Raw genomic sequence first — 19,570 nt, forward strand, 5'->3', positions numbered from 1 at the left:
AGTCATTGATTCTCTCTCAAAAAGAGGACTTGCACGTTACTCATCAAAACCCGGCACTTCTTCGGCTGCTGCTTCGACCAGCACCTTCCGAGGCTTACTGCCTTCTGAAGGACCTACGACCCCTTGGTCTTCCAATTCGTCAACAAGACGGGCTGCCCGATTGTAGCCAATCCGAAAGCGGCGTTGTAATAAAGAGACACTTGCCGTCTGCATTTCGATCACCAATGCTTTGGCATCATCAAATAGTTCATCCTGTGGTTGACCACTGCTGGTACTTGCCGTATCTTCTTCGGTAACCATCATTTTCTCTTCGTAATTCGCTCCCTGCTGCTCGGTAACAAACGACACGACCCGTTCTACTTCGTGGTCTGAGATAAAGGCTCCTTGCACCCGGATTGGTTTATTCTCACCCATAGGCAAGTACAACATATCGCCTCGTCCAAGAAGTTTTTCCGCGCCGTTGCTGTCAATGATTGTCCGGGAATCGACCCCGCTGGAAACGGCGAACGCCATTCTTGAAGGTACGTTGGCTTTGATGATTCCTGTGATGACATCCACACTAGGACGTTGTGTCGCCAAGATCATATGGATCCCTGCAGCCCGCGCCATTTGAGCTAGACGAATGATCGCATCTTCTACTTCATTACTTGCGACCATCATCAAGTCAGCCAATTCATCAACAATGACAACGATGAATGGCAAGATTGGTCGGTTTTCACCATCTTCTAAATTTTTATTGATCACTAGTTCATTGTATCCTGTGATATTTCTAACTCCTGTCGCAGCGAACTTCTCATACCGTTCTTCCATCTCTTTAACCACTTTTTGCAACGCTTGCGCTGCTTTCCGAGGGTTCGTCACTACCGGAGTCAATAGATGAGGAATGCCATTATAGACATTCAATTCAACCATTTTCGGATCGATCATCATCAATTTGACTTCGTGGGGTTTTGCCCGCATCAAAATACTTGTGATGATACCGTTGATTGCAACGGATTTCCCACTACCAGTAGATCCTGCAATCAGTAAGTGAGGCATTTTCGTTAGATCGGCCGTTTGGACACGGCCAGAAATATCTCTACCCAAAGGGACTTCTAACAACTTATCGGGATGATCCGGCTGTGCTTCAATCACCTCTCGGAAGGAAACCATGCTGACAGCACTGTTAGGCACCTCGATCCCAATCAGTGATTTCCCAGGAATCGGTGCTTCCATCCGTACATCTTTAGCAGCTAGTGCCAGTGCGATGTCATCTGTTAAGCCAACGATTTTGCTGACTTTGACTCCGACTGCTGGCTGTACTTCAAATTTAGTTACTGCTGGTCCTAAACTAGCTTTTACCACCTTGGCATCGACGCCAAAGCTTTGGAAAGTCTTTTCTAAAACACCAATGTTTTGTTCGATTTTTTTGTACTCGCTGCTTTGATCGGTTGCAGGGATCGAGTCCAACAATTCAGCGGACGGCAACTCATAGTCGCGATTTTCTGCTTCTTCGGAAATTTCAAATTCCAATACTTCGCCATCATCTTCCATTTCTTCAACGCTTTCTTTTTTCTCCTGTGCCGAAGCCGGAGAGGATGATGCAGCTGGCGGTGTTTTGGGCAATTCTTGAAAATGATCGATTGGCACAAAACTTAACTGCTCTGGTTCGATTTCCGACAAATCTGGTTCTGATTGGGCTGCTCGCTCTTCTTCCGTGAAGGGACGGACTTGATTCTTTTCTTTGATCTCAGCCAAAACAGCAGAACGCTCTGCTTCTTTTTTCGCTGCTTTTTCAGCAGCTTTTTGCGCTTTTCGTTCTTCGCGGGCTGCTTGTTTTTCAGGTGATCCTTCCAACCATTGCTGAACCTTTTCACCAGCGTGCTGCAGATGCTCCAACAACTCGTGACTGCTCATCTTACTGAACAAAAAGCCCCCGATCATGATCATCAAGACAGCTAAAATGTAACTGCCGATCTGGGATACAAGGAAATAGGTTCCGCGATAGAAGAATGCGCCGACCATGCCTCCTCCCACATTTTGTGAAACTTGACTGCGGCGAATATCATCCAGCAATGTCGACCAAGTCGTCTGCAAGACATTCGGCGATTCATTCATGACATTATTGAATAAATGCGCATGCAGGATCACTAAGATCCCCAAATAGATCAGCACACAGCCAACCACTCGACGTAAACTCGTAAAACGAGCTTCTGTGGTCTTGATTGCCAACCATCCCCCGTAAACGGCCAATGCGAGACAAAGCACTTGATACGTATTGCCTCCAATGATACGAAAGCCGTTAGCGATCAGCGTTCCTAAAAAGCCTAAGTGGAAAAAACCAAAGATCGAAAACAAGATGAAAAGCAAGCCGATGCCGACTAGAATCAGTTTCTCTTGTTGTTTTTGTTGTTTTTTTGTTTTGCGTTTCTTCGCGCGTTTTTTTTGCGCCATTCTTATCCCTCTTTTCGTCTCTACCTATTATAACGAAAAAAGAAGGCGAACAAAAGTTTTCCTGTCAGAAAGTTTACTACTAGAAATAAAAGATCCCACTAATGAAAAAAAGACCGCTCCATAAATCCATCAAACAAAGACGATCTAAAGGAGAAAAGACAAGAAATGCTTCTTAAAAATCTCTTTAGTAAGACTACAGTTAAGCTACCTTGCACCTGTTCATCAATCGCTTCATGCCAGGTAGCTACTGTGATCGTTTTTGTTGTGGCTTATGTCGCCGTCAATCGTTTTTCATTTATTCAGGAGAAACATCTTCTCCAAACCATTTTTCGGAAATCTCAGCAAATGTGCCATTTTCTTGCAGTTTCTTTAATCCCTCATTGATTTTATCCGCCAATGCTTGATCGTCTTTTCGTACTCCTACTGCAAAATTTTCGGCTTTGAAGGGACTTTCAATAACATTGTAATCGTCCGCTTTTTTCGTCTGAGTCAAATAGTACTCCGCGTAGACCCGATCGATCAAAAGACCATCGATCCGACCATTTTCCAAATCGATAAACGCTTCGTTGAAACTAGCATATAAAGTTGCTTCATTATCGGCGACAATGTCTTTCAATACTTCTGGTTGATTGTTGAAGGTATCATAGCCAGAGGATCCTTCTTGTGCCCCTAGAACTTTGTCTTTCATTGCATCAAATGAAGTGATGTTGCTGTCTTTGGCAGTTACTAGAACCTGCTTGTTTTCCATATAAGTATCGCTGAATAATACTTTCTTTTCCCGGGCTTCTGTTTTTGTGTAGCCATTCCAAATCATATCGATTGTACCATTATCTAATTCTGTTTCTTTCATCGACCAGTCGATTGCTTGGAATTTGACTTTGGTTCCTGTTAAATCAAAAACGGCTTTTGCTAGGTCAACATCGAAACCAACGATGTCCCCTTGGTCATCTTGAAAGCCCATCGGTACAAAGGTATCGTCCAACCCAACGATGACTTCCTCTTTGTCTGCAGCACTTTCTGCTTTCTCGCTACTGTTGCCACATGCAGCAAAAAGTAATAAGCTGGCTCCGGCTAACAACGTTAATCCAATTTTTTTCATTTTTCTTCCTCCTTAGTTCCCTTCAACTTCTAATAATTGATCGGCAATATTTTTTGCAAAAACCAAATCATGGGTAACCACGATCTGAGTAACGCCCTCTTTTTTCAAATCTAAGATCAGTTTTTCGACTTGCTGGCGCAGACCTGGATCTAATGCACTCGTAGGTTCATCATACGCCAATACTTTCGGATCCATCGCCATCGCCCGCGCAATCGCTACCCGTTGGCGTTGCCCTCCTGAAAGTTGGTAAGGATATTGCGTTAAAAGTTCAGATAATCCCAACTGTTTAGCCAAAGCAACAGCTTTTTCGGTATAGCTAGCTTTGTCATGTTTCAATACCATTTTTGGTGCCAGTGTGATGTTATCGAATACCGACAAATGCGGAAATAGCTGAAAGTCTTGAAAAACGACACCGACTACTTGTTCTTGTTTTTTCGTATCCGTGGGATCAAAAGGTTGTCCATCTAGTAAAAAAGTTCCTGAATCGATGGTCTCCAATCCAGCCAGGGTACGCAGCAGGGTTGTTTTTCCACCGCCAGAAGGTCCGACTACCGCTAGGATGCTGCCTTCTTCAATTGTCAGGTCTAAGCGATCGATAACCTGCTTGTCGCCAAATGCTTTTGATACTTGTCTCAGTTCTAACATGTTCCTACGCCTCCTAACGGTAATAATCGAGTTTTGTTTCTAACTGTTTCAAAATCAGTGTAAAAATACCAGTCATCATTAAGTAAATCAGCGCAACGCCCAGTAATGGTACCAACGTGCTGTCTCGTTCCATTGCGATTTTACCGATACGCATAACATCTGACAAACCTAAAATATAGACAAGCGAAGTATCTTTTACTAAATTGATCACTTCGTTCCCTACTGAAGGAAGCGTGATCTTGACTACTTGCGGAATGATAATCTTGCGAATCGTCTGTAAAGGTGCTAGGCGCAGAACTTTTGCTGCTTCGTATTGCCCTGCAGGGATTGATTGGATCCCTCCCCGAAAAATCTCGGCATAATAAGCGGCATAATTGATAATAAAGGCAATCAGTGCTGCTTCAAACCGATCAAAGACAATGTTCAGGATCGGCAGACCATAAAACACAAAGATCAGTTGTAACAGTAAAGGCGTTCCTCGCATCAGCCAGACATACACTTGCACGATTGCTTTCAAGATCCGTAGTCGACTAGCAAGAATAAAAGCCAAGATGATCCCTAATGGAATCGATCCTATTAACGTTAATCCAAACAATTTGATTGTGATCCCTGCCCCAGAAAGCAGTTGCGGCATCACACTTACTAAATAATCGATCATTTCTTTTTGCCTCCTTGATTTTGCGGCAATGACTGCTTGCTTGATTTACAATCACCAAGCACCATCTTGCCGTGTTTCCACTTGATTAAAATCATTAAAATGAAAGGCGCCCAACAAAAAACGCCCTCCGGCCTAATGCCAGAGGACGTTTAATACGTGGTTCCACCTCAATTTGTTTTTCCTTCACAGAAAAAACCTCATGCAGTCAGTTGATGGATTTGCTGATACCGCCATTAAATAAAAAAAGTCCTTTAGCCATTACAGCTAAAGGACGTTATCAACGCGGTTCCACCTTTGTTTATCAGTGCTTCACAGCAACTGATCTCAGAAAGTCATCAAACAATGACTGCTGCTATAACGGGCACTCCCGGTCTTTCCTACTCGATTCAGAAAAACGACTCCAAGATGTGGTTCACAAGTCCTTGTTGTCTCTTCTCACCAGCCAGAGACTCTCTTAAAACGAAGAAACCTTGCTACTCTTCTTTTCGATGTCTGTTTCATTAAGTTGTTTATTACTTTATACGCAAACTGAAAAAAAGTCAAATACTTTTTTTCAGTTTGTTGATCGGAAAATTCATTTTCACAAAATAAGAGACGAATAGAAACATTCTATCCGCCCTAAATGCATTTTAGACTTCGTAATGATCAGTACAACTTTGTATTCCCTCTATGGTACTTTCAGTTGAACATGATAGCGATAGCGGTCCCCACGATAATAAATTTCAGCATATTCAACTAAGCGATTTTTGTGGTCTTTAGTCAGACGCTCGACATATAAAAGTGGTGTATTCATTTCAATTTTTAATAAGTTGGAGAGTTCTTCATCAGACACAACTGACTCAATGGTTTCTTGTGCTGTTGTTACTATAAAACCTTGACTACGCATAATTTGATAAAGTGATGCATGTTTGTCAGCAAGATCTTTTTCTTTTAGATCAATGTATGATGGACAATATACTCGTTGAAATCCAATACATTGATCATCCACGTAGCGAAGGCGTTCGTGTTTGCTGACCTCCGCTCCTTTTGGCAAATCTAACTTACTACACAACACCTCATTTGCTTCCAAAGATGTATTTAAAGAAATTAACTCTGAATGATTGGACTGCAGTTTATTTTCTTCCGAAAAACTTAGAAGGGTTTGTAATTGCAGTAATTCTTTCGTACTGAGTACAATTGTACCTACACCATGAATTCTTTTGATAAAACCTTCATCTACTAAAAGTTGCAAGGCATGACGAACTGTAATACGGCTTACTCCGTATTTTTCTTGAAGTTCCGGTTCAGTCAAAAAAGGTTGCCCAACTGGATATTTTCCTTCATTGATTTCTTTTTTCAGCTCTTCATAAATCGAGAGATATTTTACCTTTGGACTTATCATTTTCATTCACCACATTTGCTAAAGATTCAGCCAAACTAGTTAAATCGTAGCTATTCGCTGATTGAACATCACGAAACAGTGGCGTAAAACGTTCATCATCTGGATCAATCAATGCCCCAACCATGGATCCTACAATTGTCGCAATCGTATCAGTGTCGTATCCTACATTCACTGCATCTATGATCGCATTAAAAGGATCTTGTTTGTTTAGGGCGATAATTCCAAACGCACACGGAACTGCTTCTGAGATATGGAGCCCACTACCGATGATTTGAGCTAGTCGCTGTAGTTTTTCTTCATGGGTACCAGATTCATTAACTATAGTATACGCTAGTTTCATGCGTTCAACAACGCTGGGACCGCCAACTTCTCGGGAATAAACTTTGCCTAATTCTTCTCCCCGACAAGCGCCATAAATCCCTATTGCTACTAATTGGTCCACAGTTGCATGGTCACACAAAGAGGCTGACACTGCTGCCGCAACTGCAGCTGCTCCAGAAATAGCCAGTGCATTATCATGAGTTACTTGCGTTATAATCAACGCTTCTTGAATAGCTTTTTCAATATCTCCTGGGTTTAATATCCCTGCAGGTGCGATTTTCATTGCAGCTCCGTTCGTAGCTTTTGAAGCATAGTCTACAGCCATAGCTCCCGGTAAAGGCGCCATTTTTTGATCAGGATTTTTATACATTGCAATCGCACTTCGCGTAGTTGGACCTGCAAATCGATCGAAGTACCATGTATTTTCTGACCATTTCAAGATGGCTGTCTTCACTGTTTCAGAATCAATTACTCCTCTATTTTCTATAATACTGTGACACAACGTATAAATTTGCGAAAAATCATCTGTGACTTGTCCAGCTTCATTCCCTAATGCAAAAGCACCTTCCTCTGGTTTTAAAAAGGTAGAAACTTTGCCATTGAACTTTGTTCTAATTTGATCAAAAGTAAGATTTTCTGTTGCAGCTCCCATAGCATCTGCAATAGCTGCTGCCCCCAATGTACCTTGAATTTTTATTTGTAAACTCATATAAACTATCTCCATTCTCTTATTCTTTATTTCATTTCAGCTTCTGGGTCTTTTATACCTAAAATGATTGTTAGGATCATTCCACCAAAAAATGCAATCACCAAACCCACAATGTACGCCCAAAGTGTAGGACCCGCAAAAGCTGGAATGGTGGTTAATCCTCCAAATACAAAGGCGTTACCAATAACATTAAATGCACCCATAAAAGCTCCACCCATTGCAGCACCAAGACAGCCAGCAATCAACGGTGTTTTAAATTTTACTCCTAGACCGTAAATAGCAGGCTCTACAATTCCAGACAAAAAGACAGAAGTAATTGCAGTCAAAGAAAAGTTCCTTAATTTGGTATTTTTTGATCGTAAGAAAACTGCAAATGCTGCTCCTGCCATCCCAAAGTTTGCAGTTGCGCCATACGCAATGAATGGTGAGTGACCTGTGCTAGCGATTTCCGGAATAATAACCATGGTATTTGGTGCCCAATGAACACCAAACATGATCAAAATATTCCAAATGCCACCTGTAATTGCCCCTGTAATAATCTGATTGATTCTTGCTAAATAATTTACAAATCCAGCAATACCAATACTAATATAGTTACCTAAGGGACCAAAAATACTGGCAGTTACAGGCACTAACACAAACAAAAGAACGGTTGGTATCAAAATCATATGCAAACTATTCGGAATTGTTTTTTTCATGAAATGTTCCATTTTCGATTGTACCCATGTTGTAAAAATTGCGGGCAGAATCTGCGAAGTGTAGTTAAAGACTGGAACTGGTAAACCAAAGAAAGAAATCGTATTGCCCCCGTCCCCTTGGATCAAATTAATAAAGTCTGGCATAATCAATGCACCAGCGACTGCAATGGCAATATAAGGACTCGTTTTAAATCGGTTTGCTGCAGTTACCGAAACTAGTAACGGTAAGAAGTAGAAGACAGATGTTGCAGCAAGTGTCAACATCAAATTTGTCGAGCTATCCGTAGATAAAATTCCGACCTCATTTGCAAGAATTGTAAATCCTCGAAGAAGACCCGATCCGGCTAATAAAGGTAATAAAGGCGAGAAAATACTCACTACGAGTTGAACAAACTCATTTATTAAGCTCTTTTTTGTCTGGACTTTAGAATTTTTTTCATTGGTCGTCTCATTATTTTCTCTATTCAATACTTTTAAGAAGTCTTCATAAACTTCCCCTACATTCGTTCCAATAATTATTTGATACCCGGAATCTTTATTGACTACTCCTGTCACACCATCCAATAATTCTATTTTTTCACTTTGAACTAACTCACGTTTCTTCAGACTTGGGCGTAATCTTGTTGCACAGTGAGTAATTGACTCAATATTTTCTGTTCCGCCTAGATACTCTAGAATCTGCTGGGCTAACCTTTCATTTTTCATGATAAATCCCCTTTCTATAATGAATTAGCAAGTCGTTATGACGTCATATCAACATCTAAAATATACCCCTAACGCCCTCGAGTGTAAACGATTACAAAAGAAATATATCCAAAGATTTATTTATCACTCATAAATCTGCTTTCAAGATTTAGCTTTTTTGAACACGTTCTATTGAAACTATTTTTTAACACTTTAGCTAAAAAGAGGATAGAAAGAAACTCCCTGTGATCTCTGTTCTAAGACGTCTTATTCTAATCATATTATAATCTGTTTTAATCAAAGTAAACATTAACTATAAAACTTTGAACTGTAAGAAGATGTATAAAGTCCACCAAAGTAGTTTCATTTAGAAAAATTTATCAAGTATATCTATTATTCAACTATCTCATTTCTAATTTTATTATAAATTAATGAGTTTGTATCAGACACCCAAGGAAGACTCTCTCGTCAAATCTAAAAATAAAAGGATGAATTTGAGAATTTATTGAGTTACCCTTTATTAGATGATACACTTTTTAAAAAGGAGTTTTAGCAATGAAAAAAATCTGTTGGATTTTTTCTATCAATGTTCGGGGTATGGCACCATTCGGTTACAGCACAACAATGAATCTTAGACAAGCAAAATCATTTCAAGAAAAAATCAAGACACTCTTACCAGCAGAAATTGAGACTCAATTTATTAGTTATGATATTTCAAGTAATGATATTCCTGCTGCAGATTTACTTGTTTTTAATGATATGGATTCAAACTATCTAAGCGAAGAAATAAAAAAACAAGGCATTGCTGTTTCTTTTAAAGATATGGTTTCCGGAAATACTACAGTTATCAGAAAAACAATTCTGAACGCCCTAAATTTAGGCGGAATTTGAACAGTTTTTCTGCTTGTAACAATAACGACACCCCTCTCATACTTATGAATATGAGAAGAGGTGTCGTTATGTATTATTTATCTTTCGTCCTATCTAAAATAAAGCAAGTAATAATTGATCTAAGCGCCTAGATAGGTCTCTACTAATAAGAACACTGATTATTTGATATCTTATCAATATTCATAACGGGGAGAATGAAGAGCATAAAACTAGATAGCTTTTTCTTTATTCGTTAGTTATCGTTCTATCTGCTTTTAATCCAAACGTAACACTTTCAAAAAATTACATTTATTGTTTTTCGAACTATATTGTATGCATTTCTTCAATATCAAGTAATGACGTACGATTATGTTGTTCTATTTCTGATGCTCCCCCCCTATAACAGATGTTACTGCACTTAAATCTAGTATAGCAACTGAAGGTTTAACACCAATCCTAAATTTTTTCCATAACTCTTCTTTGATTGTATGGTAAGCCTACCATGATGCTCCACAATCAAAAAAATAGTATCTTTTTGCACTATATATGTATCAAATCACTATGTTATAGTTTACTTAAGGAGGGAGAAAATGAAAAAGATAGTACTAAAAAATAAAAAACTGCTTGTTACGCATGTGATTATTTGCGCAATCGCTGCGCTTATTCAGGTTGGCGTTGCACTTGTTTATAGCCTTATCACAGAAGTTGCTATGTCAGGAAATATACAAAAGCTTATGGTTGTTGGCTTATTCGCCTTCTTTTATATCTTATTAAACACCATGAGCGACTTTGTCCCCAGACGCAGTAAATCTATCTTGGTCCACTCAATAACGGATCAGCTGAGAGTCGGCCTCTCGCAAAAGATAGTCCGAATGGATCCAGAAAAGTTTTTAAAAAGCGAAAAAAATTATTACCTTTCAAAGCTAGCCAATGAAATAAAAGTTATTGAGCAAGAATTTTTGAAACCTGGATTTGGATTGGTTTTAAGCATCTTTACCTTTATTTTTTCACTTCTTTTCTCTTTAAGACTTAGTGCTTCCTTTTCAATTGTCATGCTATTGCTAGCCTTTAGCCCCTTGTTAGCTCCTTATTTTGCCAAAAAAATTCTTGGAACTCGTCGTAAAGCGGCGGTCGAGGCACAAGATCATACACTCAGTTTATTTGAACAACTTCTTTCTGGCTATCTGACACTAAGAGTAGGCAGAGGATTCCCGAAATATGCTACACGTTTTTCTGAAAGTAGCGAGCGACTGAAAAAGCAAAATATTCATTTTGAATCGTTACAAGGACTTACCTACGCGATTTCTTTTGGTCTTGGCGACCTTGCCTACTCTGGAACGTGGATTATTGGTGGTTTTTTTGTTGCAGCAAAAATAATAACCCTTCCTAACCTCATTGCTATGACTACCTTAATGAGTAAGATTGCCGGTCCATTGGAATATTTCAGCACCTCGATTACCGATATTTTATCCAGTAAGAAAGTCGCTGATGATCTTATATCTTTTATCGATAGTACAGATGATGATGAAATGACTCGATCAATCATTCTTGAAAGTCCCATCACAACTTTGTCGATTGCTAACTTAAGCTATAGTTATGGTACCCGTACATTAATCAATGAATTAAGCTATCAATTTGAAAGAGGGAAAAAGTATGCAATTACAGGTGCGAGTGGCAGCGGTAAATCCACGCTATTGAATATTTTAGCAGGCATTTATTCTGTCGGTGACCGTCAACTATTTATCAATGAACAAGAGATGAATCAAATTTCTAGAGATTCCTTGTATCAAAAAGTCTCACTTGTCCAACAAAAGACCGCTATTTTTCAGACCAGTATTGCTTCTAATCTCTCTGTTTTTAATGATTTTGAACTTGAAAGAGTTGTTGATGCATTAAATAAGAGTGGCTTGGCCAATCGCTTTAACTACGAGAAATTATTAGAAGACCAAGAAAACAAATGGATAAATTTTCTTTCAGGAGGGGAATTAAGGAGAATCGAAATCGCTCGCGCTGTCTTTAAAAATTCCGATATCATTCTATTGGATGAACCGACTTCTGGGCTTGATAGTGGAAATGAGCTGATTATCAAAGATTTGATCAACTCTTTCAATGATAAGATAATTATCGTAGTTACTCATTCAACTAGTCCTGATTTTCTAGACTCTTTTGACGAGCTGATTCACTTAGATGCTTTACCCCTCAAAAAACAAAACGATCCCTTTATTCGCTTGTCTTTATGAGTCCCTCCTTGAACTTGTTAGAAAAAGAACTGAACCTAGTAAAATGTTCTTTGTCATACTACTAATGACAAAGAACGTTTGAGGGTTATTGACTTCCTACTAACTAATAAAATTTCATCAGATTAAAAAATTCTTCTTACTCTATGTTAACAAAATATTCTGCTATTAAATTAGTTATAGAGCGCGACACTTTACAATCACCGTTACTCTAAGCCTTTCTTTAGTTCTCGCATTCGCTGCATCCATCCTACGTCTTCTACAGTAACTATTACTTAATAACAAAAGAACGATACTTGGAATAGGCTATTTGATCGATAATAGTAAAAATTTTCTTTATCTCTAAATCTGCGCCGATTGCCGTTACTTGATAGAACTGACTGTAATTGTTCCCTAATGCGGGAAGGTAGGCATTAGAGATCAATAAATCAAACGGTTCATCACTTGTATAGGGTAGGAGAACAACGTCTTGTTTCCCTTTCAACTCATTTTCTAATAAGTAAATAGAGGTATCTGCCAAAATATTAGAGCCCATATTTAAGACCGCTATTCTCACTTGATACTCCTCTTTAGGAGACAGCATGTAAATTAAGAACACTAATCTTTTTTTCAAATACTTTAATTTCGTGTGGTTGAACAATTTAGTCGGTTCAATAATATTTTCTATTATGTCTAAGACAAACTGATTTCTAAACGAATTGTTAAACAAGTTATGGTAATAATTCAAAGTGACTTTATCGATCGAATAATTGACCCCATGAAAATAATAAACTTGGGCGATGAGAGAAAAGACACTGGATTTAATGGTTGAATTTGACTTTAGTTTATAAATCGACTGGATCGCGGCCATTATTTCATCGGTTATCTCAAAGACGGGATTTTTGCTAGTATATAATCCTAGTCGAATTTCCTCATAGGGGATCCCACCAACTGTAATTAAAAATAAGCAGATAAAATAGGTGACGATTGTCGCTTCATCTGATGAACAAATATATTTTTTTGAAAAATAACTATGCCGAATGTATTTAAAAACTGGCATATCTAGACAGCGATTGATCTTTATTTGCTCATCTTGGCCTACTTCGCTGTCTTTTGACTCTGGCGTTAAACCAGTGACTTCTTCAACAGTTGGCTTATCTGCAGTGTAGTGCTCAATTTCTGGACTAGTCACCGCATCAAAGGTTGTGTCATCGTCTTTGGCTTGCCACTCACCATACGTTGTTTCCTCTGTGGCTTCATTGGTGGTGACTGTTCGGGTGAAAGTGACTGTATCCACCTTGTCTGGGGCGGCTTCTGTACCGTCTTCATACAGATAATGGATCGTTTGTTGCACTTCTTTGGTCTCGGTTGATTCCACCATGTTTGCCTTGTAAGTAACCGTTACTTCGCTGTCTTTCGATTCTGCTGTCAAGTCAACCATTTCTGCCACACCTTTTTTATCTGGCGTGTAGTTGGCTATTTCTGGACTGACCACCGCATCAAAAGTGGTGTCATTGTCTTTGGCTTCCCAATCACCATAGGAGGTTTCACCGGTTGCTTCATTAATGGTGACTGTTCGTATAAATTCTATTGTATCCACATGATCCGGCGCGGCTTCTGATCCGTCTTCATACAAATAATGGATTATCCGTGCGATTATTTTACTTTCCTCTCTCGTTTCTATTTTAGGGCTGTAAACATACGTGACTGTTTGGGGATTTTTGCTAACGATTCCTGTCTCATCACCTTGCACTTCTTTCAAGATATATCCAGGGATATCTTTCGGAGTAATCGTATATGAATCGCCTATATTGCCACCAGTCATTATACTTGGAGGAAGTAATTCTTTCCCCTCTTCATCGATATAATTCACTGTGATTGGTGCCCCTTCAATATACCTTGGCTGCCATACATAGGTATCAGCCATAGTCGCTCCATCATAATTCAATACCAGTTCCTTAGACAGGAATACCTGATCACCATAAGGAGCGTCTATCGTACCTGATCCAACATTTTGCCAATAACCGGTATAATAGCTTGAACTAAATCCAATCATTCCACTTGGATTTGTCAAATTAACTGGGTACTCATTACCTGGCCAATTGTTCCAGCCGACAAAGCTGAATTTTTCCCCTAGTCGTATTTCTTTTAGATATCGTGCATTTGCTAGAAATTGATTCATTCCAGCCCCTAAGGCTTTGATTACATTGGTACTATCAAAATTTGATAAATCTAAACTAGTCCCTCTAAAGCCATAAAACATGCTGTTCATTGTTGTGGCTTGACTTGTATCAAGCAAATGTAGATTCACGATTTCATCCAACTCTGAAGGCACTTTTCCATAATGGCCAGTGCTTTCAAATAGTCCAGGAACATCTGCTGGAAGAACAACAGGGGCAGTGAGAACTACTTTTCTAATAGTCATGTTTGATGAAACTTCTGCTATTGGAATCACTTGATCTACCGTTGTAGTAAGCGTGCCTTCTCCTACAGTTAGAACTCCCTCAATATCAAGGGTTGCTGGAGCAGTCCCCCACATTCCACTCCAAAGGATATTGTCTGCAAGAGCAGCCTTCTTTTCTTCAGTTGCTGCTGTACTGTCTGTCGACGCTTCTGAACTATTTTTCTCTGCATCTTCTTCAGATTCCGTTTTAGTTGCTGCAAATTCTTCTGCTGTCGCTTGCTCTTCAGATTCTATTGCTTCTGACTCTGTTCCTACAGTTTCCTCGACTACTTTTTCTACTTCTTGCTGTTCAGGCAACAACTCCCCCGCAGTAAGCATTGTTTCTTCTGCTGCTGAACTATTCGTTGTTTCTTCTGCTGCTGTAGTGCTAATTGATGCAGCTGATGCAGGAATACTAAAAAGTGCTTGTGTAAAAATCGGGCTGCCTAATATAAATACAGAGGAACTGACAAGAATACGTGATACGATTTCTTGCTTCTTCGATCTTCTCATTATTTTTCCTTCTTTCTATCTAAGTGAATGAACACAGTCTCGTTCTATCCAATGCAAAAAAGCTGTCAACTGACAACTACTTCAGACATATTTTAATACTCCTGTTGTCCTCATTCCTTAAGTATGTATTATCACATGGCTCTGAGTAGCGAACACGACAACATCTGCTCTAAAAAAGACAAGATTCGTCCTGTTTAAAAAAAATAATTAAAATCCTTTGGAAATTATGACAAAAAAGAAAATAATCACATTCATATCAGTATTTCAACGGATTATGCGAAAAGATTTTGAACATGGAAGATCTCTTTTTATTCCTAATCATTCACTTAGAGAAAAGACAAAAAAACCGCAATACAAGCGTTTGAGCAAATCAACTGTCTCAACGATAAAAGGACTTGCCCACTTGCGCAGCATTGCATCAAAAATATCGTTTAGAGTTGTTTTCACTGTCACTTATATTGCAGTCATAAAAATGGATAAGCAGTCATACTTGCAGCCACGTGTTTTGGGTCTGCTAAGTATTCGCTTGTTGATCTTGAACATTTGATTTAGTCAAGTTCACACCTTAGCTGTTGATACTGCCAATTCGAAAAAGATCGTCACTAGCAGATACGGATATCTAACGTTATCTGTAATGATTCTATAGTGAGGTATTTGTCCCTGTTTCTTGAATAGACTCATTAATAGACTCATTTTGGAACTTTTCGATCGCCTCGACTAATTCAAGCCAGCGATCTCCGGTGGGGAAACTATTCCATTTAAAGAAACGTACTTCGCGATTTTGATTAATAAAGTATTGACGATCGACAGGATAATCCATCACGACAAAATCCGGCTTTTCTGATACAAAAGAAAGAGTATATCCAAACCATCGTTTTAATCGCTCTTTTTGCCTAATTTCCTGAATTTTTCCAAATTTTGATTCATGAAAAACCCGCACAGTTGACCGATCAATTCTAGCTACAATCGAAAGAAGCATACTGTACTGAAAAAGCAGGCGGTTATTTGAGACATACAGCGTACTAAAAATCGATGATTGTTCTGATAACGATTGGTACATCTCTTGAACCAGTGGAAATAGTTTAGGGAATACTCTTCGATAATCTTTGTCTGTTGTTGTTTTTCCAAAAGCATCAATCTTATTTTTAGAAGCAAACATGAGAGAGGTTGAATGGATGTTCAATGCATTGACAAAAAGATACGTTGTAGCACTATCAGGAACAAGAAAAGCTTGTTTCGCTGTTTCCGAAAAAAGTTTAGCGGCTTGTAAGCTCTCTTCTGAAAAATGATTTGTCATCGTCAACTCTGTAGGGATCTCATCAGGTAAATAGGTGGTCATTACTGAAAACATATAATACAAGAAGATATACTCATTTTCTGAAGTTTCATTTAACAAATAATTATCTCTTAAGAGGGGCATTATAAGCTCCTTTTTGAATTGCTCAAAAGGAATAGTGAGATGGCATGTTTCTGTCATTCCCGGTGGAATTTCTTTCAAAGCAAATCCTCTCTTTAAACGATAGAGACTTAAAGCCAGTAATTGGATAAACTTTTCTTGATCGATTCCTCGGTAACAACTTGGATACATCGCGAGTCTTTCTTTGAAACCAGTAATACTTTTTTGAGTCAGGCCAAAATAACGTACATTTGAGCCATCCAAAATTTGCCAATACATGATATGAAAAAAATGCCTAATACGATATTCTTCTCCTACAAATAACGGCTTCCTCTTTAAATTCAACGAAATATTATAATTTTCAAGGATATCCATGATCTCCTTGAGTTTTCTTTGAACCGTGCGATTACTCACAAAATGCTGTTGCGCTGTATTCTCCAAGGATAAATATTTCTCTCTGAATAATCGGTCCAATATTTGAAAAGGCATGCTTTCTTCTAACATGACAGAATATAACTTAGAAAGTAAAAAATTTGAGGCAAATCGAAGTGAAATGGTTCTTCCGTCAATTATTTCGATATCATAAAAGGGATACCGTTCTCTCAAATCCAGTGCACGGTCAATAACTAAAACAATTCTTCTTTTCGAAACACTTAATTTATTTGCCAAGTCGCTTATACTTTCATATTCCTCAGCATTTTCAAAAAAATAAGCAAATACTTCATAGACATCTTGATCTAATTTAGTTAAAAGAAACTTATACATGCCCTCACCTCTTAACCTCTTACTTTAAATAAATTATACCTCTTCTACCTTCTAATATCATTGATTGTGCATTAATCCATAATGTTTTTGATTTTTTTGATAATTATTTAAATTTCTACTTAAATAGCCAGCCTATTTCATTTTGTCTCATAAGTGTCCTTTCTCTTTCTCCTCCTATTGATCTGCATAATCAACTTCCTTCAATGCTGCGTTACAATCCAGTGTCTTAATCAGTAACTTTTCAATGATTGAATATGAAAAAAGATATATTCTATAGGATTTTCATCTAGAACATTACTGTATGATACAAGTGCCATTTTTTAACATAAAAGTGATTTTTACTAAAGAAAAATTGAATGACTAGATGATACAGTCAAACTAGCAAACATTCAAATACAAAACAAAAATGAAGTGTCCAGAAAGCTGTTATTTCTTAGGTACTTTATTGTTTGAACTGAAAATTAGGCTTTTATACAAAAAACATCAAAGCTAATGAATACACTTTGATGTTCATAAAACAGTTTTAGGATAACTTATTAACGAATTATCTGAGTATCCTCGTATCATCAGTAAGAAATTCTCTAGATACATTGGTTAAAGTTCTATTACTCATTTCTTTGATAATTGACTAACGGACCCAGACATGAGATGCCCAAGGTTCGCTTTTATTTTTTCTTCCGGCCAGTCCCACCAACGGACCTTTTGTAAATACTGAATCGTTTCATCATTAAATCTTTTTCTGATTGGTTTCGCAGGAACGCCTCCTACAATGGTATATGGCGGTACATCTTTCGTGACTACAGCTCTAGTACCTATAATGGCGCCGTCTCCAATCGTTACGCCTGCCAGGATCAGTGACTCATACCCGATCCAGACATCATTGCCAATCACAATATCGCCTTTATTGTCCCATGCAGCAGCCACATCGGCTTTATCAAGACCCCACTCTTCAAAAAATAGCGGAAATGTATACGTTGGAACGCTTGATAATGAGTGGTTTGCAGCATTAAACAGAAACTTTGATCCACAAGCAATGGAACAAAATTTGCCAATAATCAATTTGTCATGATTGATTGGGTATTGATACAGCACATTATTCCTTTCAAACTCGCGTGGATCATTTACAAAATCATTATAAATCGTGTATTCTCCAACGCTAATATTTGGGTTAGTGATGGCATTCTTTAGATAGATCGTTTGTGTATCATTGGTTCTTGGGTAAATTTTATTTCATGAAGTAGTCATAATATTCTTCTCCTTTTGGTGTGTTAACGTTTGACTATTTCACATACTACAATGCACTTTTTCATTTTTTTACCTCTTCTCAATTTATGTACGTAATGAATATATCTAAATAATAGTACTTGAAATAGTAAGCAGCTGAAGAAAAAACCGCTACTAACATGGTATTTCATTCAACTGCTACGAATACGGGACACTTCAAAATCAATGTGCTTACCACAATTTAAATCAAATAAATTATAGCTATTGTATACTCATAAAAAAACTTACACCAACAGTTAAAATAAAACAAGGATATTTAAATAAAAAAGACAGGATCCTTTTTATTCATTTGTGTTCTCCAGAAACTATATACGATTCTTTTTTTGAACGTTACAAAGAACTAACCACTAAAAACTATTGGGCAAATTGGGCAAAAAATCAGTCTTTTCATGACTATAACGGAACAGGCAAGGAGACAATATATAGCTCGACTACTAATAGTACTATGCATGCGAATAACATAAGATTTTCTCGACGATCATGGTTTGGATGAAGATAGGCTTCTGATTTTGGTCTATCTTTAATATCATCTTGTCTAACTTTTCTTCTAATCAATGCCACTCCTGAACCGACCGCCCAACACAAAGTGAACAGAATAAACAGCCCAAACGATAGATAAATTTGTTTACCAATAGCAAGATACAGTAGAAAAAAGTCAATCAGCTTAATCGAAAACAAAGCGACTCTTCGCACCTTTCGTCCATAATAGATCCAACTATAACTCATGCACCCTCACTCCTTCTTAAATTTAATCACTACCTTTTGCTTTCATATTTTGACTTAATGAAAGATTTTCTCATCGATTCTTAGTATAATTTCCTCAATTTGTATCTCAAAAAACATGATTATAAATAAATATATACTAAAAAAATAAAGTGTCCAGAAAAAATGATATCCAGACACTTTATTCATGTTCTTACTATAAATAATACACTTAATTTGATAGGTTCTTTTTTCGTTTACTGATTCTATACGATAAGAGAATTAGTAGGGTTCCTAAAATCACCAACATTGATTGTCCCAACGTTTCTTCTCCCGTAGCTGGCAAAGTCCCTCTAGAATCATTCTCTTTTTCATTATTTTTATGAAGAACACTATAGACATACACCACTTCCTGCGCTTCTTCACTGAAAATTCCAGAAGCATTATCTGGCGTCTCTACTACATACCAACCAGGAATCTCTTTGGCTTCACTGGCATATGGTAACCCGACTTTGCCATTCAAAATCGTTGGGTCGCTTAATTCGTTGCCGTCTGTATCTTCATATCGGACCGTAACTGGTGCCGCATCTGAGCGATCATACACGTAGACCACTTCTTGCGCTGCCTCACTGAAAATTCCATAGGCATTATCTGGCGTCTCTACTACATACCAACCAGGAATCTCTTTGGCTTCACTGGCATATGGTAACCCGACTTTTCCACTTAAGACAGTTGGCTCTGCTAATTGATTTC

The 19,570-nt window shown here is 38.1% G+C and carries 13 protein-coding genes and 1 other annotated feature; of the genes, 2 read left to right on the forward strand and 11 right to left on the reverse strand.

Annotation, left to right across the window (positions count from 1 at the left end):
• Nucleotides 1-36: 36 nt before the first annotated feature.
• The 7 genes from ACTFWY_RS14655 to ACTFWY_RS14685 all read right to left on the reverse strand — a co-directional run bounded on the left by ACTFWY_RS14655 (nucleotide 37) and on the right by ACTFWY_RS14685 (nucleotide 8,649).
• Nucleotides 37-2,433, reverse strand: coding sequence for a DNA translocase FtsK (locus ACTFWY_RS14655; RefSeq protein ID WP_439926872.1), 2,397 nt, complete (start codon nucleotides 2,431-2,433; stop codon nucleotides 37-39).
• Between the two features lie 295 nt (nucleotides 2,434-2,728).
• Nucleotides 2,729-3,532, reverse strand: a complete 804-nt coding sequence (locus ACTFWY_RS14660; protein WP_003128218.1) for an amino acid ABC transporter substrate-binding protein — start codon at nucleotides 3,530-3,532, stop codon at nucleotides 2,729-2,731.
• A gap of 12 nt (nucleotides 3,533-3,544) precedes the next feature.
• Nucleotides 3,545-4,177: an amino acid ABC transporter ATP-binding protein gene (locus tag ACTFWY_RS14665; protein ID WP_003128217.1), complete on the reverse strand. Its 633-nt coding sequence runs from the start codon at nucleotides 4,175-4,177 to the stop codon at nucleotides 3,545-3,547.
• Nucleotides 4,178-4,190: 13 nt separating this feature from the next.
• Nucleotides 4,191-4,835: an amino acid ABC transporter permease gene (locus ACTFWY_RS14670; protein ID WP_003128216.1), complete on the reverse strand. Its 645-nt coding sequence runs from the start codon at nucleotides 4,833-4,835 to the stop codon at nucleotides 4,191-4,193.
• A gap of 264 nt (nucleotides 4,836-5,099) precedes the next feature.
• Nucleotides 5,100-5,333, reverse strand: a binding site (T-box leader).
• 169 nt (nucleotides 5,334-5,502) lie between these two features.
• Nucleotides 5,503-6,222, reverse strand: a complete 720-nt coding sequence (locus ACTFWY_RS14675) for a GntR family transcriptional regulator (protein WP_227760792.1) — start codon at nucleotides 6,220-6,222, stop codon at nucleotides 5,503-5,505.
• Nucleotides 6,179-7,246 (reverse strand): ADP-ribosylglycohydrolase family protein, encoded by a 1,068-nt coding sequence (locus ACTFWY_RS14680; RefSeq protein WP_029486318.1) that lies wholly within the window; start codon nucleotides 7,244-7,246, stop codon nucleotides 6,179-6,181. The genes ACTFWY_RS14675 and ACTFWY_RS14680 overlap by 44 nt, the downstream gene beginning before the upstream one ends.
• Nucleotides 7,247-7,272: 26 nt before the next feature.
• Nucleotides 7,273-8,649 carry a PTS transporter subunit EIIC gene (locus ACTFWY_RS14685; RefSeq protein ID WP_137264614.1) on the reverse strand — a complete coding sequence of 459 codons (1,377 nt, stop codon included), beginning with the start codon at nucleotides 8,647-8,649 and terminating at the stop codon, nucleotides 7,273-7,275.
• 534 nt (nucleotides 8,650-9,183) lie between these two features.
• Between ACTFWY_RS14685 and ACTFWY_RS14690 the strand changes: the two genes are divergently transcribed.
• Both ACTFWY_RS14690 and ACTFWY_RS14695 read left to right on the forward strand, forming a co-directional pair.
• Complete coding sequence (locus ACTFWY_RS14690) at nucleotides 9,184-9,519, forward strand: hypothetical protein (RefSeq protein ID WP_003128211.1); 336 nt, start codon at nucleotides 9,184-9,186, stop codon at nucleotides 9,517-9,519.
• 569 nt (nucleotides 9,520-10,088) lie between these two features.
• Nucleotides 10,089-11,738: an ATP-binding cassette domain-containing protein gene (locus tag ACTFWY_RS14695; RefSeq protein WP_137264615.1), complete on the forward strand. Its 1,650-nt coding sequence runs from the start codon at nucleotides 10,089-10,091 to the stop codon at nucleotides 11,736-11,738.
• A gap of 268 nt (nucleotides 11,739-12,006) precedes the next feature.
• Here ACTFWY_RS14695 and ACTFWY_RS14700 read toward each other — a convergent pair whose 3' ends face one another.
• The 4 genes from ACTFWY_RS14700 to ACTFWY_RS14715 form a co-directional block, all read right to left on the reverse strand.
• A complete protein-coding gene (locus ACTFWY_RS14700; protein WP_439926868.1) occupies nucleotides 12,007-14,670 on the reverse strand; it encodes a mucin-binding protein in 2,664 nt (887 codons plus the stop codon).
• Nucleotides 14,671-15,310: 640 nt separating this feature from the next.
• The gene (locus tag ACTFWY_RS14705; protein WP_029486314.1) at nucleotides 15,311-16,831 is read right to left on the reverse strand and encodes a helix-turn-helix domain-containing protein; all 1,521 of its coding nucleotides are present in this window, start codon (nucleotides 16,829-16,831) and stop codon (nucleotides 15,311-15,313) included.
• A gap of 609 nt (nucleotides 16,832-17,440) precedes the next feature.
• Entirely contained in the window at nucleotides 17,441-18,055 is a 615-nt protein-coding gene (locus tag ACTFWY_RS14710) for a CatB-related O-acetyltransferase (RefSeq protein ID WP_117474721.1), read from the reverse strand.
• A gap of 994 nt (nucleotides 18,056-19,049) precedes the next feature.
• On the reverse strand, nucleotides 19,050-19,570 hold a 521-nt coding region (locus ACTFWY_RS14715; protein WP_439948508.1), incomplete at its 5' end, for a MucBP domain-containing protein.

Origin of the sequence: Enterococcus sp. 125944 (assembly GCF_051909435.1) — a bacterium.
GTDB lineage: Bacteria > Bacillota > Bacilli > Lactobacillales > Enterococcaceae > Enterococcus_D > Enterococcus_D gallinarum.